Below are 25,173 nucleotides of genomic sequence, written 5' to 3' on the forward strand. Positions count from 1 at the left end.
AAGAGTGCCGTCGGCCTCATCCGGAGAGCCCGTCGGCCCGGAAGGCTGAGTGAGAGCACAACCGATCCACGGCCGTGGCCCCTCGGCGTCGGCCGGTGAGGAGCACATCATGAACTCCACGTCTGCCCGACGCCGTCTCTCCGTCGCTCTGGCCGCCTCCGCACTCGCGGTCTCGTTCGGCGCCCTCGCCCCGCAGGCGTCGGCCGACGGCGGCACCGCTCCGTTCGGTTCGGGCTGCGGCTCGGTGCCGAAGGAGGGGGCTGGTTCGTTCGACGGCATGGCCGCCGAACCGGTGGCCACCGCGGCGTCGCACAACCCGGCCCTGTCGACGCTGGTGACCGCCCTGAAGAAGGCGGGCCTGGTCGACAGCCTGAACCAGGCCAAGGACATCACGGTGTTCGCGCCGACGAACGACGCCTTCGCCAAGATCCCGAAGGCGAAGCTGGACAAGGTCCTCGCCGACAAGAACCTCCTCACCGAGATCCTCACGTACCACGTGGTCGGCGAGACCGTGCACAAGGCGGACCTCGCCGGCGGTTCCTTCAAGACCCTGCAGGGCGGCACGCTGACCACAGCCGGATCCGGGGACGCGTACCGGGTGAACGGCACCGCCCACGTCGTCTGCGGCGACATCGAGACCTCCAACGCGACCGTCCACGTCATCGACACCGTGCTCATGCCACGCTGAGGGAGGCCGCCACGGAGAGGAAACGGGTGATTCCGTGTTCCCGGGCACGTCCGCATAGGCTTGCCGCGTGGGCGACGGGCAGGCTGGGAAGAGCATGACGGACGACGGGACCAGGACCGATCTGCAGGCCTTCGCGGTCGCCCTGCGCCGGACGATCGGCGAGGTGAACCGTCTGGTGCACGGCTTCGCCTCCGCGGAGAGCCTGCATTCCACCGACGTCCACGCGCTCTCCTTCGTGCTCGACCACCCCGACACGGTCACTCCGGGACTGCTGAGGGAGCATCTCGGCCTGACCTCCGGCGCGGTGACCGCCTGCCTCGACCGGCTGGAGAAGGCCGGGCACATCCGGCGGAGCAGGTCCGAGGACGACCGGCGGGTGGTCCGCATCCACTACGTTCCGGGAGCCCGGGCCGTCGCGCGGGCCCACTTCATGCCGCTCGCGCAGGCTGCGGACCGTGCGCGCGACGGGTTCACCGAGGACGAGCTCTCGATCGTGCTGAGATACCTGGACGCGCTGAACGAGGAGCTCGGCGAGCTGCGCGCTCCCCGCCGCTGACCGCGCGGCGTGCGGCCGGCGAGACGCGTTCCGCGGTCGGCCAGGGCCGGGCAGGACCCTTTCGACGCAGTGCATCCGTGCAGTGCCGGTACGCGGAAGGCATCGCCGTACGCATGGGTACACGGCCGTCATCCCACCACCCGGTTGCCGGGCTCGAGACGGGCCGTGGTTCAGTTTATTTCAATCATTGAGATTATTGATTGTCGAGAGACTTGGGGGTCTCTTCATGTCCACACCTCTGCGGTGGGCGAGCCGGGTGCTGCCCCTGCTGGTGCTCGTCACCTGGCTCGCCATCGGAGGAGGGCTCGGTCCCTACGCGGGCAGACTCGGCGAGGTGTCGACCGCCGACCAGGCCGCCTTCCTGCCCCGCAGCGCGGAGTCGACCCAGGTCCTCCGGGCCCAGGAGGCCTTCCGCCAGGAGGTGACCCTGCCGGTCCTGGTCGTCTGGACCGGCGGGAACGGCGGCGCGCTCGATCCGTCCGCTCCGGCGGACGCCACCCGCGCGCTGGCCTCCCTGAAGGGCGCCGAGGGCGTGGTCGGCGTCCCCTCGCCGGCCTTCCCTTCCAAGGACGGAGAGGCCCTGCGGGGCATCGTCCAGCTCCGCCCCGACCTCGGCGACCGACTGCCGGCCACGCTGGACCGGGTCGAGGCGGCGGTCTCCGCCGTACCGGGGGCCGAGGTGTGGCTGGCGGGCCCGGCCGCCTCGCAGGCGGACCTCCGGGACGCGTTCGCGGGCATCGACGGACTGCTTCTCGTCGTCGCCCTGGTGACCGTCCTGGTGATCCTGCTCCTGGTCTACCGAAGCGTCCTGCTGCCGCTGGTGATCATCATCGGCGCCGTCTTCGCCCTCGGTCTGGCCTGCGCCCTCGTCTACGTCCTGGCCGACCACGAGGTCGTGCGCGTCGACGGCCAGGTGCAGGGCATCCTGTCCATCCTGGTCATCGGCGCGGCGACCGACTACGCCCTGCTGCTGGCCGCCCGCTACCGGGAGGAGCTCGGCGCACGGGACGGCGACCGCCTGCCGGCCATGCGGGCCGCCCTGAAGCAGTCGTTCGGCCCGATCATGGCCAGCGCCGCCACGGTAGCGCTCGGTCTGCTCGCCCTTCTCCTCAGCGACCTCACCAACAACCGGGCGCTCGGCCCCGTCGGCGCCATCGGCATCGGCTGCGCCGTCCTCAGCGCGGTCACGTTCCTCCCTTCCGTCCTGGTCCTCCTCGGACGGGCGGCCTACTGGCCCGCCCGCCCCAGGGCGGCCGCCGGGGAAGACGCGCACCCCGTCTGGCGCAAGGTCGCGGCGCTCGTCGACCGAGCGCCGCGCAAGGTCTGGGCCGGTTCCCTCGCGGCCCTGCTCGCCTGCGCCGCCTTCTCCTTCACGCTCGAATCCAAGGGCGTCCCGCTCGACGAGATCTTCGTCAAGGACGCACCCTCCGTCGCCGCCCAGGCGCGCCTGGGCGAGCACTTCCCCGGCGGCGCCGGCAACCCCGCCGTCGTCATCGCCGACGCCGACGCGGCGGAGAAGGTCAGGGCCGCCGCGACGGCCGTCGCCGGAGTCGACTCCGCGACCCTCTTCGCCACCCCCGGCACCCGGCAGCCGCTCGTCGCCGACGGGCGCGTACGGATCGACGTCACCCTCGCGGACGCCGCCGACTCCGATGCGGCCAAGCACACCGTCGCCTCCCTGCGCGGCGCCCTGCACGCCGTGCCCGGCGCCGACGCCCTCGTCGGCGGCTACACCGCCCAGCAGTACGACACCCAGGTCACCGCCGAACAGGACAGGAAGCTCATCGTCCCCGTCGTGCTGGCGATCATCCTGGTGATCCTGGTCGGTCTGCTGCGCTCGCTGCTGCTGCCCGTGCTCCTGGTGGCGACGGTCGGGCTGAACTTCGTGGCCACGCTGGGCGTCTCCGCCCTCGTCTTCGAGCACGTCTTCGGATTCACCGGGACGGACGCCGCCGTCCCGCTGTACGGATTCGTCTTCCTGGTCGCCCTCGGCGTCGACTACAACATCTTCCTGATGTCACGGGTGCGCGAGGAGACGGCGCTGCACGGGACACGCGAGGGCATGCGCCGGGGACTGGTCGCCACGGGAGGCGTCATCACGTCCGCGGGTGTCGTCCTCGCCGCCACCTTTGCCGCGCTGGGGGTGATCCCGCTGGCGTTCCTGGTGCAGATCGCCTTCATCGTGGCCTTCGGCGTCCTGCTCGACACCCTGGTGGTCCGCTCGCTCCTGGTGCCGGCCCTCGTCCGGGACATCGGCCCCGCCGTGTGGTGGCCAGGCTCGCTCCGTCACCGCCCCTGACCGAGAACGCTCGTGGCCGCCCGGGCGGGCGGCGCCGGCATCACCCAGCGGATCAGTGTGGTGACGGCGCGGCCGCCGCGCCGCGCGACGGGCAGGAGCAGCCGGATGCTCACCGGGAGGGTGAGGAACTCCCTGGCCCAGGAGGGCAGGAGATCCACGGCCGCGGCCGCGAGGAGTGCGTAGGGAACGCGGACCGGCCACGGCAGCGGCGGCCTCGCCAGCAGATAGCGGGCGGTGGCCGCCGACTCGTCCGTGGCCGCAAGCTCGGGGCGCCGGCGGTCCAGCGCCTCGACGAGACCGGCCTCGGTCGCCGGCGGCCGGGGGACGCCCAGCCGCCGGGCGACCGACGCCATGTCCTCCACGTAGGCGTCCCGGCGGGCCTCGGTGAGCGAGGTCCGGCCGTATTCCTGGTACGCCCGCAGGAAGCAGAAGGTCTCGGCGATGTGCACCCAGGCGAGCAGTGACGGATCCGAGGCCCGGTAGGTCACCCCGCCGGACGTCGTCCCGGTGACCCGCGCGTGCACCGCGCGCACCCGCTCGACCGCCCGCTCGGCGTCCTCCGCCGGCCCGAACGTCGTCTCCGCCAGGAAGGTGCTGGTGCGCTGGAGACGCCCCCAGGGGTCACCGCGGAACCCGGAATGCGCCCATACGGCGGCCATGGCGACCGGGTGGAGTGACTGCAGGAGGAGCGCCGCGAGCCCTCCGACGTACATCGAGGCGTCCGCGTGCACCACCCGGATCGGCCGGTCCGGAGCGAACCAGCGCGGACCCGGCGTGCCGTGGATGCGGGCGCGCTTCCGGTGAGCCGTGGGCCCCGCCACCCGTAGCAGCAGTGCTTCCCCGGCTCTTCCACGCAGCCTGTCGATCAGCACCAGGGACACGGGAACCGCCTCCTTGCCTCACCTACCCTCGCGCGGCCGCGCGCATGCCGGCACCGGGTGGGAGGCCGAAGGGCTTGGTGTGCGCGCTGCCGGATTTCGATGCGGAAACGATGCGAGTTGAGGGGCGGAGGGCGCCGGCCGGAACGTGAGGACACGGAACCGACGAGGTTCCGCCGTACCGCCGCTCCGGGACCGCCGGTCTCACGTGCCGGTGGTCACCCACGCCGCCCGCCCGGAGGAGGAACCGCCATGACCGCGAACCGGATGACCGGCCACCTCGCCACCCCGGCCGATTCCCACGCCCACCGGGCGCCGCGCGACGCGACGGCCGACGACGAGCGGATCGCCCGGGGGCTGGTGCAGGGCGACGAGCGCTGCCTGGACGCGGCCTACCACCGCTGGGGACGGCTCGTGCACATGCTCGCGGCCCGCGCCCTGGGCGACCCCCGCGAGGCGGAGGACGTCACCCAGCAGGTGTTCGTCGCCGCCTGGCGGGGCCGCGCGAACTTCCGTGCCGACCGGGGAAGCCTGCCCGCGTGGCTCACCGGCATCACCCGCCGCAAGATCGCCGACGCGCTGACCGCCCGCACCCGGCGCACCGAACTCACCGCGGCCCTCGGCGCCGCCCTGGAGCACACCGGCGGCTCCCGCGAAGACCCCGAGCGGATCATCGACCGGCTCGCCGTCACCGAGCAACTGGCCAGGCTGCCCCGCGTCCAGCGCGACGTCCTGGAACTCGCCTACTTCGCCGACCTGACCCAGACGCAGATCGCCGACCGCACCGGCATGCCGCTCGGCACGGTCAAGAGCCACGCCCGCCGCGGCCTCCAGCGGATGCGTCACAGTCTCGACCTCGCCGCGGCCGGTGGGTGATCCGGCCCGGCCGGCAGCACGCGTCCCCGAACGACCGACAGCAGAACGCAGGCCGCCGCCTCGACCGGCCGCGGCCGCCACACGACGGGTGGGAACCATGAACCGACGGAGTATCGCCGTGGTGGGGGCGGGGGTGGCGGGGCTGACCGCCGCGCACATCCTGAACCGCGCGCACGACGTGGTGCTGTACGAGGCCGACGGACGGCTCGGAGGTCACGCGCACACCCACGAACTGCCGGCCGCCGGGGGCGGGACGCTCCGCGTGGACACCGGATTCATCGTCCACAACGAGCGCACCTACCCCCACCTGCTCCGGCTCTTCCGCGAACTGGGCGTGGCCACACAGGACTCCGAGATGAGCATGTCCGTCCGCTGCGACGGCTGCGGCCTCGAATACGCCGGAGCGCGCGGGATCCGCGGCCTCCTCGGCAACGACAACGTCCTTCGGGGCCGCCACCTGAGGACGCTCGCCGACGTCCCGCGCTTCCACCGCGCCGCGCGCCGGCTGCTGGCCTCCGGCGACACCAGCGCGACCTTCGCCGACTTCCTGCGGGCGCGGCGCTTCCCCGCCCACTTCGTCAGCCACTTCGCCGTCCCCCTGGTCGCCGCCGTCTGGTCCTGCGCCCCCGACACCGCGCTGCGCTACCCGGCCGGGTACCTGTTCCGGTTCCTCGACCACCACGGGCTGCTGTCGGTGACCGGCTCCCCGCAGTGGAAGACCGTCACCGGCGGCTCCGCGACCTACGTCGAACGGATCGCGAAGGGCCTCTCCTCCGTGCGGACCACCACCCCCGTGCGCGCCGTCGTGCGCGGCGCCGCCCGGGCGACCGTCGTCACCGCCGACGGCGAGTCGGCCGAGCACGCCGCCGTGGTGATCGCGGTCCACCCCGACCAGGCCCTGCGTCTCCTGGCCGACCCCACCGAGGAGGAGCGGCGTGTCCTCGGCGCCTTCACCTACTCCCGCAACCCGGCGGTCCTGCACCGCGACACGCGCCTGCTGCCGCGCTCGCCGCACGCGAGGGCCTCATGGAACTACCGGCTGCCGTCCTGCACCGCCCGTCCGGGAGCCGTCCAGGTCAGCTACGACATGAACCGGCTCCAGCGGCTCCCCGCCCACGAGCCCCACATCGTCACCCTCAACCCCGGCGGCCGGGTCGACGAGTCGACCGTTCTGGCCCGCATGACGTACGAACACCCCGTCTACACCGCGGAGTCCGTGGCCGCCCAGCGTCTCCTGCCCACCCTGCGCAGCCCCGTCACCGCCTACGCCGGCGCCTACCACGGCTGGGGCTTCCACGAGGACGGCTGCCGCTCCGGTGTCGAAGCCGCCCGCCACCTGGGGGTGACGTGGTGATGACCGGCCTGGCCCCGCCACCCGTCCCCGCCCTGTACACGACCGAGATCGCGCACACCCGCGTCACCCCCGTCCGCCACGCCCTGCGCCATCGCACCTATCTGTGGCTGGTCGACATCGACGACCTGCCCGTCCTGCCCCGGCCGCTGCGTCCCCTCGCCCGCTTCGACCCGCGCGACCACTTCGACGGGACCGCGCCCTCGCTGCGCGCCGGGCTCGACGCGTACCTGGCCGCGAACGGCGTACGGGACGCGGACGGAAGGGTGCTGATGCTCGCTCACGCCCGCGTCCTGGGGCACGTCTTCAACCCGCTCACCCTGTACTGGTGCCACGACCGCGCCGGCCGGCGCGTGTGCGTGGTCGCCGAGGTGCACAACACCTACGGCGGACGCCACTGCTACCTGCTGCGCCCCGACGCACGGGGCCGGGCCGAGACCGCCAAGGAGTTCTACGTCTCGCCGTTCCTCGACGTCGAGGGCACCTACCGCATGCGGCTGCCGCTCCCGGGCGAGCGCCTCGACCTGACCGTCCAGCTCCGCCAGCCGGACGGGTCCCGCCCCCTGACGGCCACGGTCCGCGGCGCCCGCTCCCCCGCCCGCCCGGGCACGCTGCTCGCCGCCGCCGTCCGCCATCCGTGGTCGACCGCCGCCGTCTCCCTCGGCATCCGCCGCCACGGCATCCACCTCTACCTCAAGGGGCTCCGCGTCCGGCCCAGGCCGCCCCGTACGGCCCCCGCCCAGGAAGGCACGTCATGACTGTCCCGCCTCCTCCCACCGTGCCGCCCGCCGCTCGTCCCGGCCGCGTTCCGGTGGACCCGGACCGCTGGCCCGACGTCGCCCGGCCGCCGCACTCCTCCGCGCCGCGCACCGCCGTCGCCCGCCGGCTAGTGGACCGTGCCTTCGCCCGGCTGCCGCTGCGGATACGGACCGGCCAGGACACGTTCCCGGGCCCCGCGCGGGCCGGCGGGGACGACACCGCACCGACCCTCACGCTCCACGACCCGGACGCGTTCCACCGCCGGATCGGCGCAGCCGGGCTGATCGGCTTCGGCGAGTCGTACATGGCCGGCGAGTGGGACGCCGACGACCTCGTCGAAGTCCTCACCGTCCTCGCGCTGCACGTCGACGAGCTCGTCCCCGCGCCACTGCACCGGTTCCGGGGCGTATGGGTCCGGCGCAGGCCCCGGGCCGACCGCAACACCCCCGAAGGGGCGCGCGAGAACGTCCACCGGCACTACGACCTCTCCAACGAACTGTTCGCCCTCTTCCTCGATCCCGGTCTCAGCTACTCCTCGGCGGTCTTCGACCCCCTCCCGGCAGAGCCCGCGCTCCTCACCGACGCGCTGTTCACCGCGGCCCAGCACCGCAAGATCGACCGGCTCCTCGACCTGGCCGGGACGGGACCGGACACCGCGCTCCTGGAGATCGGCACCGGCTGGGGCGAACTCGCGATCCGCGCCGCGGCCAGGGGCGCCCGCGTCCGAACCGTCACCCTCTCCGAGGAACAGCTAGCCCTCGCGCGCCGGCGCGTGGCGCAGGCGGGCCTGGCCGACCGTGTCTCCGTCGAGCTCCTCGACTACCGTCATGTCCGCGGCCGTTACGACGCGGTCGTGAGCGTCGAGATGATCGAGGCCGTCGGAGCGGAGTTCTGGCCCGACTACTTCACCGCGCTCCGCCGCCTGCTCGCCCCCGGCGGCCGCGTCGCGCTCCAGGCCATCACCATGCCGCACGAGCGGATGCTCGCCACCGCCCGCGCACAGACGTGGATCAGCAAGTACGTCTTCCCGGGCGGCCTGATCCCCTCGCCGGAGGCCCTCGCGCGCGAGAGCGCCGCCGCGGGCCTGCGCATCGCCCACGACCAGGGGTACGGCGCCCACTACGCCGAGACCCTGCGCCAATGGCGCACCCGCTTCCTCCAGCAGGAGAGCGCCGTCGCCGCGCTCGGCTTCGATCACGTCTTCCGGCGGATGTGGGAGTTCTACCTCGCCTGGTCCGAGGCCGGATTCCGCGCCCACTACCTCGACGTCCGCCAACTCCTGCTGACCGCCGACGCCCACCGAGGGGAGAGGCCATGAGCGGCGTCGACGCCGGTGCCCTCGGTCTCGTCCTCGCCGCCTCGGCGGTCACCGCCGGCACCGTCATGCTGACGGCCTTCGTCGTCGGCACCGCCAGGGGGCTGCACCGGATCGTGGACGTCGCCTGGGGGATCGCCTTCGCGGCCGTCGCCGTCGTGGCCTGGTGCCTCTCGGCCGGGCACGGCGACGACGTGCGCCGGACCGCCGTCGCGCTCGCCACCGTGCTCTGGGGACTGCGGCTCGCGATCCACATCGCCCGGCGCGGACGCGGCCACGGCGAGGACCCCCGGTACGCCCGGATGCTCGCCCGCGCCCGCGGCAACCCCACGCTGTACGCGCTGCGGAAGGTCTACCTCCTCCAGGGCGCCCTGGTGTGGCTCGTCTCGCTCCCCGTCCAGGTCGCGGTCCTGCTGCCCGGCCCGCCGGAGGCGACCGCGTGGCTGGGCCTGGCCGTGTGGGCGGTGGGGCTCGTCTTCGAAGCGGTGGGCGACCACCAGCTCGCTCGGTTCAAGGCGGATCCGGCGAACCGGGGCCGCGTCATGGACCGGGGGCTGTGGAGCTGGACCCGCCATCCCAACTACTTCGGCGACTTCCTCGTCTGGTGGGGCCTGTACCTGACGGCCTGCGCCACCTGGCAGACCGCCCTGCTCACCCTCGTCTCCCCGCTCGTCATGAGCGGTCTCCTCGTCTGGGGCAGCGGCAAGCGGCTCCTGGAGGCCCACATGGCCGACCGCCCCGGCTACGCGGCCTACCGGGCGCGCACCAGCGGTTTCGTCCCCCGCCCGCCCCGCCGGGGGCCGCACGCGGGGCGACCCGGCGACGCCGCGGCCCGGGTACGAGGAGCGACTCGCCCCCGCCCGTGAGGGGGCGGCCGCGTCACTCCTCCGTGCTTCCGGCCGGCTCACCGTACAGCCGGGCGATCAGGCCGATCGCCTCGCGCAGCCCGGTGGGACGGACCGTGCCGGGAGCCGGGGGCCGGCCGAGCCAGCCGGGGCCCGCGAGCAGGACCACGGGGGCCGTGCGTGCTCCCCGTACCCCGAACGCGGTCCCCGCGACGTGCCGGGCCAGGGCGTGGTTCGCGGTGGACCTCGCCTGGGACCAGAGGGCGACGGCGGCCGGCCCCGAACGTCGCACCGCCGCGTCGAGGGCCTCCGCGGGCACCGCCGCGCCGAACATCCTCGTCGGCAGGCCCCGCTCGGCCAGTCCCGCCGCGAGCGCCTCCAGGGGCAGCGAGTGCTGCTCCCCGGGGACGCAGGCCAGCACGACCGGGGCGGCCGTGGAAGCCGTCGCCGGACCGGTCACGGCGGCCCGCCGCAGCGCGGTGGAGACGTGCCAGGACAGCAGGTGCTCCACCTCCACGTAGCGGTCGTCGGACGACTCCCACTTGCGGCCCACCGCGTGCAGCGTCGGGACCATCACCTCCTCCCAGGCGGTGACCAGCCCGTGCTGGGCCAGCGCCTCCTGGAGCAGCCCTTCCATGGCGGGGCCGTCGAGGCGTACGGCTGCGCGGGCGAGCCCGCGGGCTTCCTGCCGTGCGCCGCCCAGCGGCAGGCCGCCACCGGGTCCCGGTCGACGGGTCCTCTCGGGGGACGCGCCCACCAGCGGCGTGACAGCCCCGGCCGTGGTCCCGGATCCGGCGGGAGGAGTGCCGGACCGGGCTCCGGGTGCGCGGGCCGGCGGGGCGGCGGCATCCGGAACGGCGGTCGCCTCCGGCGCGGGCCGCGCCTGCCGGGCGGCCCGCGCGGCCTCGGCGGGCGGGACGCCCGAGGCCGTGAGGCGGCACATCTCGTCGAGCATCGCGATGTCCGCGGGGCTCCACCGCCGGTGCCGTCCGTCCGCGCGTACGGCCGGGCCGATGCCGTACCGCTGGTCCCAGGAGCGCACCGTGGTGGGGGAGACGCCCAGACGCCGTGCCACGGCGCCGGTCGTGATCCCGTGAGCCGTATCGGACATGTCACCTACCCTACGAGTTCCGGACGATGCGGAAACGATGCGCGGAAGGGGCTCGTGGGCGGAGGGTGTCAGGAGCGGCGTGCCTCGACTGCGAGCGGAAGGCGCGTGGCCACCGCGTCACCCAGCCGTTCGAACTCCGCGCGCACGAACGGCTCGGCCAGCCGCGCGAAGCCCTTGAACACCAGTGAGGCCCGGTACGTCAGCCGGGTGGCCGTACCCTCGTCGGCGAAGCGGAGGTCGTCGGTCGCACGCACGGTCCGGTTCTCCCCGACGAACAACAGCCGGGCGGGCTCGGACCCGGCGAGCTCGTAGAGGAGCTCGGTCTCCCGGCCCCGGAACCGTGAGGTGTTGCGCCACCGGGCACCCGGCCGGACCGGCCCGTCGTCGAGCCGTACGCAGCGGACCGTGCCGGGATCCCATTCCTCGGTGTGCCCGAAGTCCGCGAGATAGGCCACGAGTTCGGCCAGGGGACGGCGTACCACGATGACGCGCTCCACTGTGATCACCGTACGGTCCTCCTCCTGCGTTCCACAGCTGTTCCACCGGGTCCGTGGACCGTCCCGGCCACTTGTCGTTCCGGCCGAGCGGCCCCTGCGGATGCGCCCGGACCCGCGGTTTTCCGGCACCGTCCTTCCTCACGGCCCGTCGTGACCTCCGGGGCCCCCGTCCCCGAGGTCGGCGAGCACCTCGCGGGCCGCACGCGCACCCGACGCCAGCGCGCCCTGGAGCGAACCGGTGGCCCGGTGGTCTCCGCACACGTACCGGCCCGGGGCGAACCGCGTGCGCCGGGACAGCGGCCCGGGGCCGGACATCGCGGGCAGGGCGTCGGGCACCGTGATCCGGTGGACGAGCTCCCAGTCGGCCGTGTCCGAGCCGTACACCTCGCCCAGCGCGCGCAGCACCGCCGACGACTCCTCCGGGCCGGGCGAGCCCAGCACCGAGGTGGACACCAGGGCCCGTCCGTCGGCCGAGAACCGGGGCTGCACGGCGGTGAGGACGCAGGTGTTCAGGAACCTGCGGCGGGCGTCGACGCGCAGCACCGGCTCCGTCGACGGCGCATCGGCCGTCGCGTGATAGAAGGTGGTGACGGTCCGGGCGTCCGGCGTCCGGAGCCCCGGGAGCAGCCCGGCCGCCACCCGCTGCCCGGTGGCGACGACGACGGCGCGGGCCCGCAGCGCCTCGCCGCCCGCGACGGCGACCCCGCCGGGCGTCACGGCCGTGACGCGGCAGGCGGTCCGCAGCACCCGCGGCGGCAGTCGGGAGGCGAGCTGGGCGGGAACGGCCCCGATCCCGTCGGCCGGCAGGGAGAGGGTGCCGCGGAGCATGCTCCGCCACACCAGGTGGAAGAAGCGGGCCGAGGTCTCCAGCTCGTCCTCCAGGAACACCCCGGAGAGGAAGGGCCGGAAGAACGTCTCCACCAGCTCCGGTGACACACCCGCGTCGGCCAGCGCCTTGCGCGTGGTGCCGTCGCGGCCCCTCCGCAGCACCGACGCCGGTGCCAGCACGTCCCGGGCGCTGAGCGCGGCGACCGCCGCCAGATCACGCGTCGACGCAAGCCTGCCGGGAAGCAGGTCGCGGCTCTGCCGGAGCCGGCGGGTCGGGTCCGTGAACCGGCGCGGACCGTCCTCGGTGTGCACGAGGACCCCGGGCGTGAACGGACGCAGTCCCAGCGCCTTGAGGTCCAGCCGTCGCCGGACCTGGGGATAGGAGGTGTTGAAGACCTGGAAGCCCCGGTCGACGGTGAAGCCCGCCACCTGGTCGGTGCGCATCCGCCCGCCGACCGTCCCGTCCGCCTCCAGCAGCCGCACCGTCAGGCCGGCCGCGCACAGGTCGCCCGCGCAGGCGAGTCCGGCGGCCCCGGCCCCGACGACCAGCACGTCGTACCGTCCGGAATCCGTTCCGTCCATGACAGCCTCCTCGTCGCCCGGGGTCCGGTGGCGTTCGCTCCCGGGGACCGATGTGCGCGGGCCTGTCACCGGTCCCGCGGAATCCGTCCCTGATGGCTTCCCGCCGCGGGGGCGGTGCGGATGCGCCGGCGGAATGTCCGCTCGACGTCCTCGCCCCGCACGCGGGTGCGTCCGCCGGCTGACGCACCGGTCGTCAGGGAATCACCCGTCGCACGGGCCTTGGCTGCGCGCCCGTCAGGCCCGACACTGAGCCGATGACGCAGCGCGTGGATCTCGCGACCGTGATGGACCGGCTCGCCGTCGACGACCTGGTCACCGGCTACGCGATGGCCGTGGACGACTCCGACTGGACGGCGTACCGGGCGCTCTTCACCCCGGACGGGCGGGCCGACTACCGCGGCTCGGGCGGGATCGAGGGGCCGGCCGCCGAGGTGGCCGACTGGCTCGCCGAGACGATGCGGCTCTTCCCCGTACGCCAGCACCTCATCGTCAACCGCCGGGTCCGCCTGCAGGACCTCGGCGGCTACCCGGGCGACGCGGCGACCGTGCGTGCCGACTACGTGAACCCGATGCGCTTCGAGTCGGGCGCGGACTTCGTGTGCGGCGGGCGGTACGGCTTCACGCTGCGGCGCACGGAGGACGGCTGGAGACTGCGCTCGGTGGTCGTCGAGGAGAAGTGGCGCCGGATGTGACCGGGCCCGGGCCCGCGCGGCCGTCCGGTCCTTCCGGCGCGTCTCGGCCACCCCACGCGTCCCGACCTCCCGGCGCGTCCGAACCTCCCGGCGCGCCCCCGGGCGCGCACACTGGAGGCGACTCCTGGAGGCGGGGCATGACCGTCGGCGCACGCACCCAAGCCACGCCCGCGGCCGGCGACAGCGGCGGCGGGCGGTGGTCCGGTGTGCGGCGCTCCGCACTCGCCCTGGTGCTCGGCGCGCTGCCCGCGCTCGCCTTTCCGGCGCCGTCCCTGTGGTGGTTCGCCTACGTCGCCCTCGTTCCCTGGCTGCTGCTGATCCGTACGGCTCCGAGCGCGCGCCGGGCCGGTCTGGACGGCTGGTCCGGCGGGGTCGGCTTCATGCTGGCGGTGCACCACTGGCTGCTGCCGAGCCTGCACGTGTTCCTGCTGGTGCTCGCCGTGCTCATGGGGCTGCTCTGGCTGCCGTGGGGGCGGCTCGTGCGGGCGATGCTCGGCGGGCCGCCGTCCCCGGCGCGGGCCGCCGCGGCGCTCCTGGTCGTCCCCTCCGGCTGGCTGATGGTCGAGCTGGTCCGCTCCTGGCAGGGCCTCGGCGGGCCCTGGGGGCTGCTCGGGGCGAGCCAGTGGCAGGTGCCGCCGGCGCTGCGGCTCGCCTCGGTCGGCGGGGTGTGGCTGGTGAGCCTGCTGGTGGTGGCGGTGAACACGGCGGTCGCCCTGCTCTTCGCCACGACCGCGCCCGTACGCCGTACCGGGATCGCCGGTCTCACCGGCGGCGCGCTGGTCCTGGGTCTTGTCTGGTGGAGCGTGCCGGCGCCGCGGCTCACCGGCACGGTGCGGATCGCGGTGGTCCAGCCGGGCGTGTACGACCCCGCCGGGGCCGGGGTCGCGGGCCTGCGGTTCACCCGGGGCGAGGCACTGACCCGGGCGCTGGCCGGGCAGCGGCTCGACCTGGTGGTGTGGGGCGAGAGCAGCGTCGGCGCGGACCTGCGGACCCGGCCGGAACTCTCCGCCCGGCTCACCGCGCTCGCCCGGCGGGTCGGCGCGCCGATCCTGGTGAACGTGGACGCGCGCCGCTCCGACCGGCCGGGCATCTACAAGAGCGCGATCCTGGTCGGGCCGGACGGGCCGACGGACGAGCGCTACGACAAGATGCGGCTCGTGCCGTTCGGCGAGTACATCCCGATGCGGCCGATGCTCGGCTGGGCGACCTCGGTCGGCAAGGCGGCGGCCGAGGACCGGCGGCGCGGCACGGCGCCGGTGGTGATGACCCTGCCGGCCGCCCCCGGCGGCACGGCGCCCGGCCTGCGGATCGGTCCGCTGATCTGCTTCGAGACGGCCTTCCCCGACATGAGCCGGCGGCTCGCCGACAACGGCGCGGCGGTGCTCGTCGCCCAGTCGTCGACCTCGACCTTCCAGGACAGCTGGGCCCCGGCGCAGCACGCCTCGCTCGGCGCGCTGCGGGCGGCGGAGACGGGCCGGCCGATGGTGCACGCGACGCTGACCGGGGTCAGCGCCGCGTACGGCCCCGACGGGCGGCGTACCGGGCCGGTGCTCGGCACCCGCGCCAGCGCCTCCGCCGTCTACGAGCTGCCGCTGTCGGACACCCGGACGCCGTACGACCGGCTGGGCCCGTGGCCGCTGTACGCGGCGGTCCTGGTGCTGCTGGCCACCGCCGCGGCGAGGTGGCTGACGAGCCGGCTCAGGACGCCTGGGCGAGGGACTCGCTGACGACGCGCTCGCACAGCTCGTGGGTCAGCAGGGCGTCCCGCGCGCTGAGCAGGCGCCCCTCCCGTACGGCGTGGAGGAAGGCGTGCACCGCCTGCTCGATGCCGCGCTGGCGGGCCACCGGCACCCAGTCGCCGCGCCGCCGCACGGTGGGCTGGCCCTTGTGGTCGACGATCTCGGCGAGGTTGAGGACCTGGCGCTTGGAGTCCTGCCCGGAGACCTCCAGGATCTCCTCGGTGGAGCCGCTCATGTGGTTCATGGTGCCGATGGCGGTGAAGCCGTCACCGGACAGCTGGAGCACGACGTGGTGCATCAGGCCCTCGCGGATCCGGGCGCGTACGTCGATGTGCTCGACCTCGCCGGGGATCAGGAAGCGCAGGGTGTCGACGACGTGGATGAAGTCGTCGAGGACGAAGGTGCGCGGGTCCTCGGGCAGTCCGATCCGGTTCTTCTGCATGAGGATCAGGTCGCGCGGGTGGTCGGCGCACTGGGCGTAGCCGGGCGCCAGGCGGCGGTTGAAGCCGACGGCGAGGCTGACGGCCCGCTTCTCGGCGAGTGCCACGAGCAGTTCGGACTCGGCGTAGTGGTAGGCGAGCGGCTTGTCGACGTACGTGGGCACGCCGGCCTCCAGGAGCCGGGTGACGATTCCGGAGTGCGCGGAGGTGGGGGCGTGCACGAAGGCGGCGTCGAGTCCGGCGGCGAGCAGCGAGTCCAGGTCGCGGTGGCGGCGGCCGGCGGGCACATGGAAGGTGTCGCCGACGCGGTCGAGGGTGGCGGCGGTGCGGGTCTGGAGGTGGAGCTCGACCCCGGGAAGGGTGGTCAGCACGGGGAGATATGCCTTCTGGGCGATGTCGCCGAGTCCGATGCAGCCGACCTTCACGGGGGTCTCCTCCTGGGGGTGGGGGTAGCGCCGTTCGCGCCGGTCAGCTTACGCGCGCGGGCGCGTCGCCGACCGGCGGGTGCCAGTCCGCGATGCCGTCGAAGCCGCGCAGGATCAGACCGGGGCCGAAGCGGGAGACGGCGGCGGCGAGTGCGTCGCGCAGGGCGACGGCGGGGGCGGCGCTGAGCATGGTGGCGCGGCCGGTGCGGGCGGCCCGGCGGACGACGGCGGTGGTGCGGGGCAGCCGGTCGGCGGTGTAGGCGGCGAGGGCGCGGTCGACGGGCGCGCCGGGCCCGGCGTGGTGGGCGAGCACGATCGCGTCCTCGATGGCCTGGTTGCCGCCCTGGCCGAGGCTCGGGGTCATGGCGTGGGCGGCGTCGCCGAGGAGGGCGGTGCGGCCGTGGTGGAAGGCGGGCAGCGGGTCGATCAGGTGGTGGACGTCGTGGCGCAGCACGCCGGCCGGGTCGGCGGCCGCGAGGATCTCGGGCACGGGGTGGTGCCAGTCGCCGAACAGGCGCAGCAGTTCGGCGCGTTCGTCGTCGGGGGCGTGTGCCCCGGCGGGTGCGGTGGCCGCGGCGTACGCGTAGATCCGGCCGTCCTTCAGCGGCTGGGTGCCCCAGAGCCGGCCGCGGCCCCAGGTCTCGTGGGGGGCGAAGGGGGCGGCGGGGGCGGGGATGACGGTCCGCCAGGTGGTGAAGCCGGCGTAGCGGGGGCCGGGGTGGGCGGGGAAGAGGGTGCGGCGCAGGGCGGAGTGGATGCCGTCGGCGCCGACGACGAGTTCGGCCTCGAGTTCACCGTCGGGGGTGGTGAGGCGGGCGGGGCGGGCGGGACGGTGGGCGTCGCCGGGGTCGGCGAGGACGGCGGCCGTGCCGGTGCGGATCGTGCCCTCGGGGAGTTCGGCGCGCAGCAGGTCGACGAGGGTGGCGCGGTGGAGGGCGACCAGGGGGTCGCCGAAGCGTGCGGCGGCGGCCTTGGCGTCGGTCCGGACGAGCCAGCGGCCGTCGGGGCGGCGCATGCCGCCGTCGCCCTGCCAGGCGGCGAGCTCGCGGACCCGGTCGCCGAGGCCGATGACGTCGAGGGCGCGCAGGGCGTTGGGGGCGAGGCCGATGCCGGCTCCGACGGGGCGGTGGGAGGCGGCGCGTTCGAGGACGGTGACGTGCCAGCCGCGGGCGCGCAGGGCGATGGCGGCGGTGAGGCCGCCGATGCCGGCTCCGACGACGACGGCGCGGTGCTGTTCCATGACTCCCCCTCGGGACTACAGCTGTAGTGACGTCTCGAACGTACTACACCTGTAGTCGCGATGCCAGGGCGGGCTCGATAGGTTGTCCCCCATGACCGCAGCACCCGCTCCCGACGCTCCCGGCGCCCCGCCGGGCTCCCCGCCCACCCGCGCCGAGCGCATCGGCGACGCCGCCCTCGACCTGCTGGTGGAACGCGGGATGCGCGGGCTCACCCATCGCGCCGTCGACGAGCGGGCCGGACTCCCCCAGGGCTCCACCTCCAACCACGCCCGCACCCGCCAGGCCCTCCTGGAGGCCGCCGTACGCCGCCAGGTCGAGCTGGAGGCGGCCGTGCTCGCCCCGCACGAGCTGCCCGCCGCCGGCGCCGGGCCCGAGGCCCTGGTCGACGCCCTCGCGCTCGCGCTGCACCGCTATCTGACGGACCACCGGGCGCTGCTGGTGTCCCGCTACGAGCTGGCCCTGGAGGCCACCCGCCGCCCCGAGCTGCGCTCCTTCTTCGACTCGGCGGGCAGCGTCTTCCACACTCCGCTGATCGCGATGATGCGGGCCGCCGGCTCCCCCGCGCCCGAGCGGCACGCGCTCTCGCTCATCGCCTGGTGCGAGGGGCTGATGTTCTCCTGCGCCGCCGGTTCCTTCCACGCGGCCGTGCCCGGCCGGGCGGAGCTGCGCGCCGGATTCGAGGAGCTGCTGCGGGGCATGCTCGGCGCCGCCGACGGCTGAACCCGCATCAATTCCCTGGCCTCGGAGGGATTCCTCGGCCAGGATGCGGAGCATGTTTGCCGAACGCATCGACACGGACCCGCGCACCCTGCCCGCCACCCAGGAGGCGGAGCGCACGGCTCTGGAACAGTGGCTCGACTGGCACCGCCTGACCCTGGCGGTGAAGTGCGCGGGCCTCGACGACGCGCAGCTGCGCACCGCCTCCGCGCCGCCGTCCGACCTCAACCTGCTCGGCCTGGTCCGCCACATGGCCGAGGTCGAGCGTGGCTGGTTCCGGCGGGTCCTCACCGGGGAGGAGGCCGGCTGGATCTACTGCACGGAGGAGGACCGGGACCGGGACATCCACGTCACCGAGGAGGACACCTGGGAGGAGGCGTACGCCACCTGGCAGGCCGAGATCGAGCGGGCCAGGGCCAACGCGGCCGGCCGCGGCCTCGACGACCTGACCGTGGGCAAGCACCGCTCCGGCCAGACCTTCAACCTGCGGTGGATCTACCTCCACATGATCGAGGAGTACGCCCGCCACAACGGCCACGCGGACCTCATCCGCGAGCGCATCGACGGCGCCACCGGCGACTGAGCCGAAGCGGCCCGGGCTCCCCCCGGGCGCCGTGCCTGGCCCGCGCGGTCAGCCCGCGCCCGGGTGATCACTCGTGCGGGGCATTCCCCGCGAGTAGGGGTTCGCGGAACCCGCCGCGACCAGCAGAGTTGCGCGGGTGCATGGAACCAGAACCACAGTGACGCTGCTCGCCGGCGTGGCCGGGATGGCGATGGCCGCCCTCTCCGGCTGCGTCGCCGTCGAACCGTCCCCCGCGGCCCCCGCGCCCGCCCCCGCCGCCTCGCCCGGCCCCGCCGGTCAGGACGTCGCGCCCCAGATCGTCCAGGGCCCCGCCCGGGAGGCCCTGGAGGCGGCGATGCCCGATGCCCCGACGCCCGAGCCCCGCTCGACCGTCGCCCGCCACCCGGTCGCCGGCCCGGCCCCGGCGCACCGGCACCAGGCCACGAGCCCGCACCCCGACCACGCACCGGGACAGCAGCGCAGACACCCGGCCGCCGGACTGCCCGAGCTGCCGGAGGTGGCGAAGGCGCCGCACTCCCGGGCCGACGTCTGCGCCCTCGGCGAGGCGTACGGCGGCTGGAGCCCGCGCAGCGAGCAGGCGCGGATCTGCCGGGGCACCTACGGGCACTGAGGCACAGGAGCCCGCGGGCCCCGGGGTGCGTGCCTCACTGCCCGCGCAGCAGCAGCTCCAGGCGCTCGATCGCGGCCCGCACCCCGTTCCCGTACCCGTCGTCGTCCAGGTACGCGGAGGCGGCGCGGGCCCGGTCCAGGTGGACGCGGGCCGCGTCGGGGCGGGCCAGCTTCACGTAGTCGGCGGCGAGGTTGAGGTGGAGCGACGGGTAGAGGGCCCGCAGCGCGGCCGCCGAGTCGTGCCGGGCCAGCCGGTCCTCGTCGAGGCCCTCTGCGGCGGTCAGCGCCCGCAGGTCCCAGGCCAGCTCGGTGTCCGGGTCGTCCTGGGCGTCGGCCATGTAGTGGGCGAGCGTGCAGCGCTGCAGCGGGTCGCCGTCCGGTCCGAGCTGCTGCCAGATCGCGCCGAAGCGGTTGCGGGCCTCCTCCCGGTCGCCGCCGTGGAGCAGCATCATCGCCTGCCCGATCCTGGTCATGACGGCGTCGTCCGACACCTGCTGCCCGGTCACTACGGCCTCCACGCTGTCCATGCGGTCGCTGCGGCCCTCGTACGAGACGGCCGGGGACAAGACTCGGATCCGACGCTAACCGGCGCCGCGCCGGATCCGGGCGAGGCTCAGCCGAGGTCGGGGATGCGCCAGTCGATCGGCTCGTGTCCCTGCGCCGCGACGGCCTTGTCGATCTGGGTGAACGGCGCGGAGCCGAAGAACTTCTTGGCCGACAGCGGCGAGGGGTGGGCGCCCTTCACCACCACGTGCCGCGACTCGTCGATGAGCGGCAGCTTCTTCTGCGCGTAGTTGCCCCACAGCACGAAGACCACCGGGTCGGGGCGGGCGGAGACGGCCGAGATGACGGCGTCGGTGAACTTCTCCCAGCCCTTGCCCTTGTGCGAGTTGGCCTCGCCGGCGCGGACCGTGAGCACCGCGTTGAGCAGCAGCACGCCCTGCTCGGCCCACGGCATCAGATAGCCGTTGTCGGGGATGGGGTGGCCGAGCTCGTCCTGCATCTCCTTGTAGATGTTGCGCAGCGAGGGCGGGGTCTTCACGCCAGGGCGGACGGAGAAGCACAGGCCGTGGCCCTGACCCTCGCCGTGGTACGGGTCCTGGCCGAGGACCAGGACCTTCACCCGGTCGAACGGGGTGGCGGCGAGGGCGGCGAAGACCTCCTCGCGCGGCGGGTAGACCGGCCCCTTGGCCCGCTCCTCCTCGACGAACGCGGTGAGCTGCGCGAAGTAGGGCTTCTCCAGCTCGGCGCCGAGGACGCCGCGCCAGGACTCGGGCAGCATGTCGGTGTCGGTCACGTCAACAACCTCCGGTGGGCGTTCTTGTTACTCCGAACGAGAACCTACCGGGACCCACTGACAATGCCGCCCGCTCCCTCCTCCCGCGCGGGCTTCCGCGGGTGTCCTACCAGCTGGTACGGCGGCTGAGCTCCCACATCTGCATGACGGTCTGCGGGTCGAGCGCCCGCTCGCCGCCGCCGATGTCCTCGCTGGCGGCGATGTAGAGCTTGCCCTGCCACAGCGGCAGCAGCCGGACGTCCTGGACCAGGATCTCCTGGGCCTCGTTGAACTCGTCCGTGACGGCCCCGCGGTCGCTGACCCGGCGCGACTTCGGCAGCAGGTCGTCAGTGATCTCCGGGCTGATGTAGGGGGTGCCGAGGACGTTCTCCTTGCCCACGAAGGGCGCGATGAAGTTGTCCGGGTCGGGGAAGTCGGGGAACCAGCCGCGGCCGAAGACCGGGTACTCGCCGTGCTGGTAGCCGGCCTGGAACTCCTTCCACGGCTTGCCGTGCAGGGTGATCTTGAACAGCCCGGACTCCTCGAGCTGCCGCTTGAGCTCGGCGAACTCGCCGGCGGTGGCGGAGCCGTAACGGTCGGTGGTGTACCAGAAGTCCAGCTCGACGGGCTCGGTGATGCCGGCGCCGCGCAGGATGGCCTTGGCCTTGGCGACGCTGGGCGAGCCGAAGCGGTCGTAGAACTTGGTGGTGTGCCCGGCGATGCCCTTGGGGACCATCGAGTACAGCGGCTCGGCGGTGCCCTGGTAGACCTTGCTGACCAGTTCGTCGCGGTCGACGAGCTGGGCGATGGCCTTGCGCACGGGCAGCTTGGCGACCGCTCCGCCATTGGCGTTGAAGACCAGGTAGCGGATGTCCGCGCCGGTGGACTCGACGAGCTGGAGGTGCTCGTTCTCCGGCTTGTCGGCCTGGAGGTCGACCACCTCGGCGGCGGTCAGACCGCGGTAGGTGGCGTCGATCTCCTTCTTCTTCAGGGCGGCGACCATCGGCTCGGACTCCTTGAAGTACCGGATGGTCACGCCGCCGTTCTTGCGGTCGGCGAAGCCCTTGTAGCTGGGGTTGGTGTTCAGCCTGGCCTCCTCGCCCTCCTCGTAGGAGTCGAGGACGTACGGGCCGGAGCCCATGAGCTTGCCGTCCTCGCGGAGCTTGTCCGCGGGGTACTCGGCCGGGTCGACGATCGACATGGCCGGGGTGGCGAGGATGAACGGGAAGGTCGCGTCGGGCTTGTTCAGCCGGAAGACCACCGTGCTCGGGTCCGGGACGTCGATCTTGTCGAGCGATCCGAGCATGCCGTTGGGGCCGCCCTCGACCTTGATGGTGCGGATCCGCTCGATCGAGTACTTGACCGCGTTGGCGTCCAGCTTGTGCCCGTTGGAGAAGGTCAGCCCGTCATGGATCGAGCACTCGAAGACCCGGCTGTTGGAGTCCGGCTTGAACTGGCAGTCGGCGGCGTCCGGCTTCGGTGCCGCGCTGCCGGTGGGGAAGGCCACGAGCGTCTGGAAGACATTCCGGAAAAGCTCCCAGGAATTGTCCCAGGCGGCCGCGGGATCGAGCGTCGTGGGAGAACTCGTCGTCCCCACGACGATTCTCTGTTCCGCCGTGGATTCAGCGTCCGAAAACACGCTGCATCCGGACAGGACGGATATGGACGCAAGGGCTGCAGTCGCCTGCAGACTCGTCCGGTTGAACACGCGCACGCTCCTCGTTCAGCCTGGGGTCGGCAGACGATACCGCAGCGCCCCGCCAGATCAATGGCCGACCCTGGCGGGGCACTTGAGGCATTCCGCGTGCAACCGGGGCCAAACCGGTCAGGAATTCAGGGAAGTGTCCGGATACCGGTCACTCGACTCCGGAGTTCAGGAAAAGACCGCCGTCGACGACCAGTGTCTGGCCGGTGATCCACTCCGCCTGGGACGAGGTGAGGAAGGCGGCGGCACCGCCGATGTCCTGCGGTTCGCCGAGCCGGCCGAGCGCGTAGCGGGAGGCCGCCTCGGCCTCCCGGCCCTCGTAGAGCGCGGCGGCGAATTTCGTCTTCACGACGGCCGGGGCGATCGAGTTGACCCGGACCAGCGGGGCGAATTCGTGCGCCAGCTGGAGGGTGAGATTGATCATGGCGGCCTTGCTCATTCCGTACGCGCCGATGAACGGCGACGCGGAGATTCCGGCGATCGAGGCGATGTTCACGATCGCCCCGCCGTGCTCCTTCTGCCAGGCCCGGTAGGTCTGCTGGGCGAAACCGAGCGCCGAGACCACATTCGTCTCGAAGACCTTGCGGGCGACACCGAGGTCGAGCTCGGCGATCGGACCGAAGACCGGGTTCGTACCGGCGTTGTTGACCAGGAAGTCGACCCGGCCGAAGGCCGCCATGGTGGCCTCGACCGCGGCGGCCTGGTGGGCCTCGTCGTGTGCCTTGCCGGGCACCGCGATGACCCGGTCGGCGCCGAGCCGCTCCACGGCCTCCTTGAGGGCCTCCTCGCCGCGTCCGGTGATGCAGACCCGGTCGCCGCGGGCGACCAGGGCCTCGGCGACGCCGTAGCCGATGCCCCGGCTGGCGCCGGTGACCAGGGCGACCTTGCCCGACAGCTCGGGCAGCTGCTTCGCGCTCATGTCCTTGACTCCTTCGTCCTTGACTCCTTCCGCGCCGCGCGTCAGTTGAGCGGTCCGCCGGCCACGTACATGACCTGGCCGGAGACGAACCCGGCGTCGTCGCCCGTGAAGAAGGCGATGGCGTTGGCGACGTCCTCGGGGCGGCCGACGCGCTGCACCGGGATCATGGAGGCGGCGGCCGCCTGGAACTCCTCGAAGCCCATGCCGACCCGCTCGGCGGTCTGCGCGGTCATCTCGGTGACGATGAAGCCGGGGGCGACGGCGTTGGCCGTGATGCCGAACTTGCCGAGCTCCTTGGCGAGGGTCTTGGTGAGGCCCTGCAGACCGGCCTTGACGGCGGAGTAGTTGGCCTGGCCGCGGTTGCCGAGCGCCGAGGAGGAGGAGAGCGAGACGATCCGGCCGAAGCCGGCGTCCACCATGTGCTTCTGGACGGCCTTGGCCATCAGGAACGCGCCCTTGAGGTGCACGTTCATCACGATGTCCCAGTCCGACTCGGACATCTTGAAGAGCAGGTTGTCGCGGAGCACGCCCGCGTTGTTGACGAGGATCGTCGGCGCGCCGAGCTCGGCGGCGACCCGCGCGACCGCGGCCTCCACCTGGGCGCTGTCCGAGACGTCGCAGCCGACGGCGAGCGCGCGGCCGCCCGCGGCGGTGATCTTCTCGACGGTGTCCTTGCAGGCCGCCTCGTCGAGGTCGAGCACGGCGACGGCGCGGCCCTCGGCCGCGAGCCGGATCGCGGTGGCGGCGCCGATGCCCCGCGCCGCACCGGTGACGACGGCTACGCGCTGCTCGGTGGTGGACATGCTTGTTCTCCTCGCCCTTGGATCGTCCCTGGATACGGTCCGTACCCGCGGTCCGCTCGCGCTCCCGCACATGAGCAACCGCTTAGTAGGTCCGCAGACGAGACGCTAGAAGCCCTGGCACCCGGTGTCAACGGCCCACCGGGTGCACCGGGCCGCGCGCGGGCTAGCGCACGAGCAGGTCGAGCAGGCGTTCCACCTCGGCCTCGGGGTCGGCGGTCAGCCCGGTGTGCACGGGCCCGGGCTGGACCACCGTCGAGCGCGGCGCGATCAGCCAGCGGAAGCGCCGGCCGGCGTCGTCCCGGGCCGCCTGCCCCGCGGCGTCGCCGCCCAGGCAGACGCCCTCGACCGCGTGCAGCGCGGCCCGTACGCCGGTGACGTCGGCGTTCGGGTCGAGCGCGGCGAGCTTGGCCTCGTCCAGATGGGTGCGGGCGGCCACGAAGGACCGGGCGCGGCAGTAGACGACCACGCCGGCGTTGAAGCACTCGCCGCGCTCGACGCGGGGCACGACGCGCAGCAGCGCGTACTCGAAGACATCGCGGTCGGTCACGTGGTGCTGTCCTTCTGGGTGCTGTCCTTCTGGGCGGTGCGCGGGGCGAGCCGGTCGGCGAGCCAGCCGGGGGGCTGCTGGGGCCGCCGGTCGGTGCGGGGCCCGAGGGTGATCCGCTCGTGGATGGTCGCCGCGCGCGGCAGCAGCGCCTCCACATAGGCCGCCCGCAGTTCGTCGGTGCTCGCGAAGCCGGGCTCGTCGACCAGCCACTCGTCGGGCACGTCGGCGGCCACCTCGGTGAGCAGCTCGCGGGTGACGAGCGGCGCCAGTTCGGCCGCCGCGGCCGCGATGTCGGGCCCGAAGGGCGCGAGGGCGTGGTCGGAGGCGTCGTAGGGCTTGGCGGCGGACGCCTGGGCGCCGGGCCAGTTGTGGTGCCAGATCATGGTGGCGCCGTGGTCGATGAGCCACAGCTCGCCGTGCCAGACCAGCATGTTGGGGTTGCGCCAGGACCGGTCGACGTTGTTGATCACGGCGTCGAACCAGACGACCTTGCCGGCCTCCTTCGGGTCGACCTCGTACGCGAGCGGGTCGAAGCCGAGCGATCCGGGCAGGAAGTCCATCCCGAGGTTCAGCCCGCCGCTCGCCTTCAGCAGCTCCTGCACCTCCTGGTCCGGCTCCGAGAGCCCGATCACCGGGTCCAGCTGGATCGCCACGAGCTCCGGCACCCTGAGCCCGAGCCGCCGGGCCAGCTGCCCGCAGATCACCTCGGCGACGAGGGTCTTGCGCCCCTGTCCGGCGCCGGTGAACTTCATGACGTACGTGCCGAGGTCGTCGGCCTCGACGATCCCGGGGAGCGAGCCGCCCTCGCGCAAGGGCGTGACATAGCGGGTCGCTGTCACTTCGGTAAGCATCCCCCCAGGCTATCGAGTCGGTCCGGCCGTTCGGGCGCGCG

The 25,173-nt window shown here is 73.6% G+C and carries 26 protein-coding genes; 13 read left to right on the forward strand and 13 right to left on the reverse strand.

The features are described from left to right. The first annotated feature begins 109 nt into the window (after nt 1–109). From ACWEV0_RS19700 to ACWEV0_RS19710, 3 genes are all read left to right on the forward strand, one after another. Nucleotides 110–688 (forward strand): fasciclin domain-containing protein, encoded by a 579-nt coding sequence (locus tag ACWEV0_RS19700; protein WP_453150593.1) that lies wholly within the window; start codon nt 110–112, stop codon nt 686–688. Nucleotides 689–782: 94 nt separating this feature from the next. Continuing rightward, complete coding sequence (locus ACWEV0_RS19705) at nt 783–1,244, forward strand: MarR family winged helix-turn-helix transcriptional regulator (protein ID WP_453150594.1); 462 nt, start codon at nt 783–785, stop codon at nt 1,242–1,244. A 226-nt stretch (nt 1,245–1,470) separates the two neighbouring features. Continuing rightward, nucleotides 1,471–3,543: an MMPL family transporter gene (locus ACWEV0_RS19710; protein ID WP_453150595.1), complete on the forward strand. Its 2,073-nt coding sequence runs from the start codon at nt 1,471–1,473 to the stop codon at nt 3,541–3,543. Here the strand turns inward: ACWEV0_RS19710 and ACWEV0_RS19715 are convergent. Beyond that, nucleotides 3,531–4,424: an oxygenase MpaB family protein gene (locus ACWEV0_RS19715; RefSeq protein WP_453150597.1), complete on the reverse strand. Its 894-nt coding sequence runs from the start codon at nt 4,422–4,424 to the stop codon at nt 3,531–3,533. The two genes, ACWEV0_RS19710 and ACWEV0_RS19715, sit on opposite strands and share 13 nt — an antisense overlap. 249 nt (nt 4,425–4,673) lie before the next feature. On the opposite strand from ACWEV0_RS19715, the gene ACWEV0_RS19720 reads away from it, so the two are divergent. The 5 genes from ACWEV0_RS19720 (at nt 4,674) to ACWEV0_RS19740 (ending at nt 9,588) form a co-directional block, all read left to right on the forward strand. Next, nucleotides 4,674–5,297, forward strand: a complete 624-nt coding sequence (locus tag ACWEV0_RS19720; RefSeq protein WP_453150599.1) for a sigma-70 family RNA polymerase sigma factor — start codon at nt 4,674–4,676, stop codon at nt 5,295–5,297. 97 nt (nt 5,298–5,394) lie between these two features. Continuing rightward, the gene (locus tag ACWEV0_RS19725; RefSeq protein WP_453150600.1) at nt 5,395–6,651 is read left to right on the forward strand and encodes an NAD(P)/FAD-dependent oxidoreductase; all 1,257 of its coding nucleotides are present in this window, start codon (nt 5,395–5,397) and stop codon (nt 6,649–6,651) included. Continuing rightward, nucleotides 6,651–7,406, forward strand: coding sequence for a DUF1365 domain-containing protein (locus ACWEV0_RS19730; RefSeq protein ID WP_453150601.1), 756 nt, complete (start codon nt 6,651–6,653; stop codon nt 7,404–7,406). The genes ACWEV0_RS19725 and ACWEV0_RS19730 overlap by 1 nt, the downstream gene beginning before the upstream one ends. Beyond that, nucleotides 7,403–8,725 carry a class I SAM-dependent methyltransferase gene (locus tag ACWEV0_RS19735; protein WP_453150602.1) on the forward strand — a complete coding sequence of 441 codons (1,323 nt, stop codon included), beginning with the start codon at nt 7,403–7,405 and terminating at the stop codon, nt 8,723–8,725. The genes ACWEV0_RS19730 and ACWEV0_RS19735 overlap by 4 nt, the downstream gene beginning before the upstream one ends. Continuing rightward, nucleotides 8,722–9,588: a DUF1295 domain-containing protein gene (locus ACWEV0_RS19740; RefSeq protein ID WP_453150603.1), complete on the forward strand. Its 867-nt coding sequence runs from the start codon at nt 8,722–8,724 to the stop codon at nt 9,586–9,588. Before ACWEV0_RS19735 ends, ACWEV0_RS19740 begins: the two co-directional genes overlap by 4 nt. A gap of 13 nt (nt 9,589–9,601) precedes the next feature. On the opposite strand, the gene ACWEV0_RS19745 is transcribed toward ACWEV0_RS19740, so the two are convergent. The 3 genes from ACWEV0_RS19745 to ACWEV0_RS19755 all read right to left on the reverse strand — a co-directional run bounded on the left by ACWEV0_RS19745 (nt 9,602) and on the right by ACWEV0_RS19755 (nt 12,585). Then, complete coding sequence (locus ACWEV0_RS19745; RefSeq protein ID WP_453150604.1) at nt 9,602–10,678, reverse strand: MerR family transcriptional regulator; 1,077 nt, start codon at nt 10,676–10,678, stop codon at nt 9,602–9,604. Nucleotides 10,679–10,746: 68 nt separating this feature from the next. Then, on the reverse strand, nt 10,747–11,184 hold the full coding sequence (locus ACWEV0_RS19750) for an SRPBCC family protein (RefSeq protein WP_453150605.1): 438 nt from the start codon (nt 11,182–11,184) through the stop codon (nt 10,747–10,749). A gap of 129 nt (nt 11,185–11,313) precedes the next feature. Then, a complete protein-coding gene (locus ACWEV0_RS19755) occupies nt 11,314–12,585 on the reverse strand; it encodes an NAD(P)/FAD-dependent oxidoreductase (RefSeq protein WP_453150606.1) in 1,272 nt (423 codons plus the stop codon). Nucleotides 12,586–12,839: 254 nt separating this feature from the next. On the opposite strand from ACWEV0_RS19755, the gene ACWEV0_RS19760 reads away from it, so the two are divergent. After that, nucleotides 12,840–13,277: a nuclear transport factor 2 family protein gene (locus tag ACWEV0_RS19760; protein WP_453150607.1), complete on the forward strand. Its 438-nt coding sequence runs from the start codon at nt 12,840–12,842 to the stop codon at nt 13,275–13,277. A gap of 137 nt (nt 13,278–13,414) precedes the next feature. Then, nucleotides 13,415–15,004, forward strand: a complete 1,590-nt coding sequence (gene lnt, locus ACWEV0_RS19765; protein ID WP_453150608.1) for an apolipoprotein N-acyltransferase — start codon at nt 13,415–13,417, stop codon at nt 15,002–15,004. Here the strand turns inward: lnt and ACWEV0_RS19770 are convergent. Beyond that, nucleotides 14,976–15,881 carry a Gfo/Idh/MocA family protein gene (locus ACWEV0_RS19770; RefSeq protein ID WP_453150609.1) on the reverse strand — a complete coding sequence of 302 codons (906 nt, stop codon included), beginning with the start codon at nt 15,879–15,881 and terminating at the stop codon, nt 14,976–14,978. The two genes, lnt and ACWEV0_RS19770, sit on opposite strands and share 29 nt — an antisense overlap. A 43-nt stretch (nt 15,882–15,924) precedes the next feature. After that, nucleotides 15,925–17,121 carry an FAD-dependent monooxygenase gene (locus ACWEV0_RS19775; RefSeq protein WP_453150610.1) on the reverse strand — a complete coding sequence of 399 codons (1,197 nt, stop codon included), beginning with the start codon at nt 17,119–17,121 and terminating at the stop codon, nt 15,925–15,927. A gap of 91 nt (nt 17,122–17,212) precedes the next feature. Between ACWEV0_RS19775 and ACWEV0_RS19780 the strand changes: the two genes are divergently transcribed. From ACWEV0_RS19780 to ACWEV0_RS19790, 3 genes are all read left to right on the forward strand, one after another. Next, nucleotides 17,213–17,842 (forward strand): TetR/AcrR family transcriptional regulator, encoded by a 630-nt coding sequence (locus ACWEV0_RS19780; protein ID WP_453150611.1) that lies wholly within the window; start codon nt 17,213–17,215, stop codon nt 17,840–17,842. Between the two features lie 43 nt (nt 17,843–17,885). Further along, the gene (locus tag ACWEV0_RS19785) at nt 17,886–18,422 is read left to right on the forward strand and encodes a DinB family protein (protein WP_453150612.1); all 537 of its coding nucleotides are present in this window, start codon (nt 17,886–17,888) and stop codon (nt 18,420–18,422) included. Nucleotides 18,423–18,558: 136 nt separating this feature from the next. Further along, entirely contained in the window at nt 18,559–19,032 is a 474-nt protein-coding gene (locus ACWEV0_RS19790) for a hypothetical protein (protein ID WP_453150613.1), read from the forward strand. 34 nt (nt 19,033–19,066) lie between these two features. Here the strand turns inward: ACWEV0_RS19790 and ACWEV0_RS19795 are convergent, their stop codons facing one another. The 7 genes from ACWEV0_RS19795 to ACWEV0_RS19825 form a co-directional block, all read right to left on the reverse strand. Then, nucleotides 19,067–19,558, reverse strand: a complete 492-nt coding sequence (locus ACWEV0_RS19795) for a hypothetical protein (RefSeq protein WP_453150633.1) — start codon at nt 19,556–19,558, stop codon at nt 19,067–19,069. A gap of 86 nt (nt 19,559–19,644) precedes the next feature. After that, the gene (gene ung / locus ACWEV0_RS19800; RefSeq protein ID WP_453150614.1) at nt 19,645–20,328 is read right to left on the reverse strand and encodes a uracil-DNA glycosylase; all 684 of its coding nucleotides are present in this window, start codon (nt 20,326–20,328) and stop codon (nt 19,645–19,647) included. A 106-nt stretch (nt 20,329–20,434) separates the two neighbouring features. Further along, nucleotides 20,435–22,015 (reverse strand): ABC transporter substrate-binding protein, encoded by a 1,581-nt coding sequence (locus ACWEV0_RS19805; protein ID WP_453150615.1) that lies wholly within the window; start codon nt 22,013–22,015, stop codon nt 20,435–20,437. A gap of 148 nt (nt 22,016–22,163) precedes the next feature. Continuing rightward, the gene (locus tag ACWEV0_RS19810) at nt 22,164–22,931 is read right to left on the reverse strand and encodes an SDR family oxidoreductase (protein WP_453150616.1); all 768 of its coding nucleotides are present in this window, start codon (nt 22,929–22,931) and stop codon (nt 22,164–22,166) included. 41 nt (nt 22,932–22,972) lie between these two features. Continuing rightward, nucleotides 22,973–23,734, reverse strand: a complete 762-nt coding sequence (gene fabG / locus ACWEV0_RS19815) for a 3-oxoacyl-ACP reductase FabG (RefSeq protein WP_453150617.1) — start codon at nt 23,732–23,734, stop codon at nt 22,973–22,975. A gap of 163 nt (nt 23,735–23,897) precedes the next feature. Further along, nucleotides 23,898–24,281, reverse strand: a complete 384-nt coding sequence (locus ACWEV0_RS19820) for a DUF3037 domain-containing protein (RefSeq protein ID WP_403789314.1) — start codon at nt 24,279–24,281, stop codon at nt 23,898–23,900. Continuing rightward, nucleotides 24,278–25,132: a HipA family kinase gene (locus ACWEV0_RS19825; protein ID WP_453150618.1), complete on the reverse strand. Its 855-nt coding sequence runs from the start codon at nt 25,130–25,132 to the stop codon at nt 24,278–24,280. The genes ACWEV0_RS19820 and ACWEV0_RS19825 overlap by 4 nt, the downstream gene beginning before the upstream one ends. Between the last annotated feature and the right edge of the window lie 41 nt (nt 25,133–25,173).

This window comes from Streptomyces sp. NPDC003943 (genome assembly GCF_053605265.1).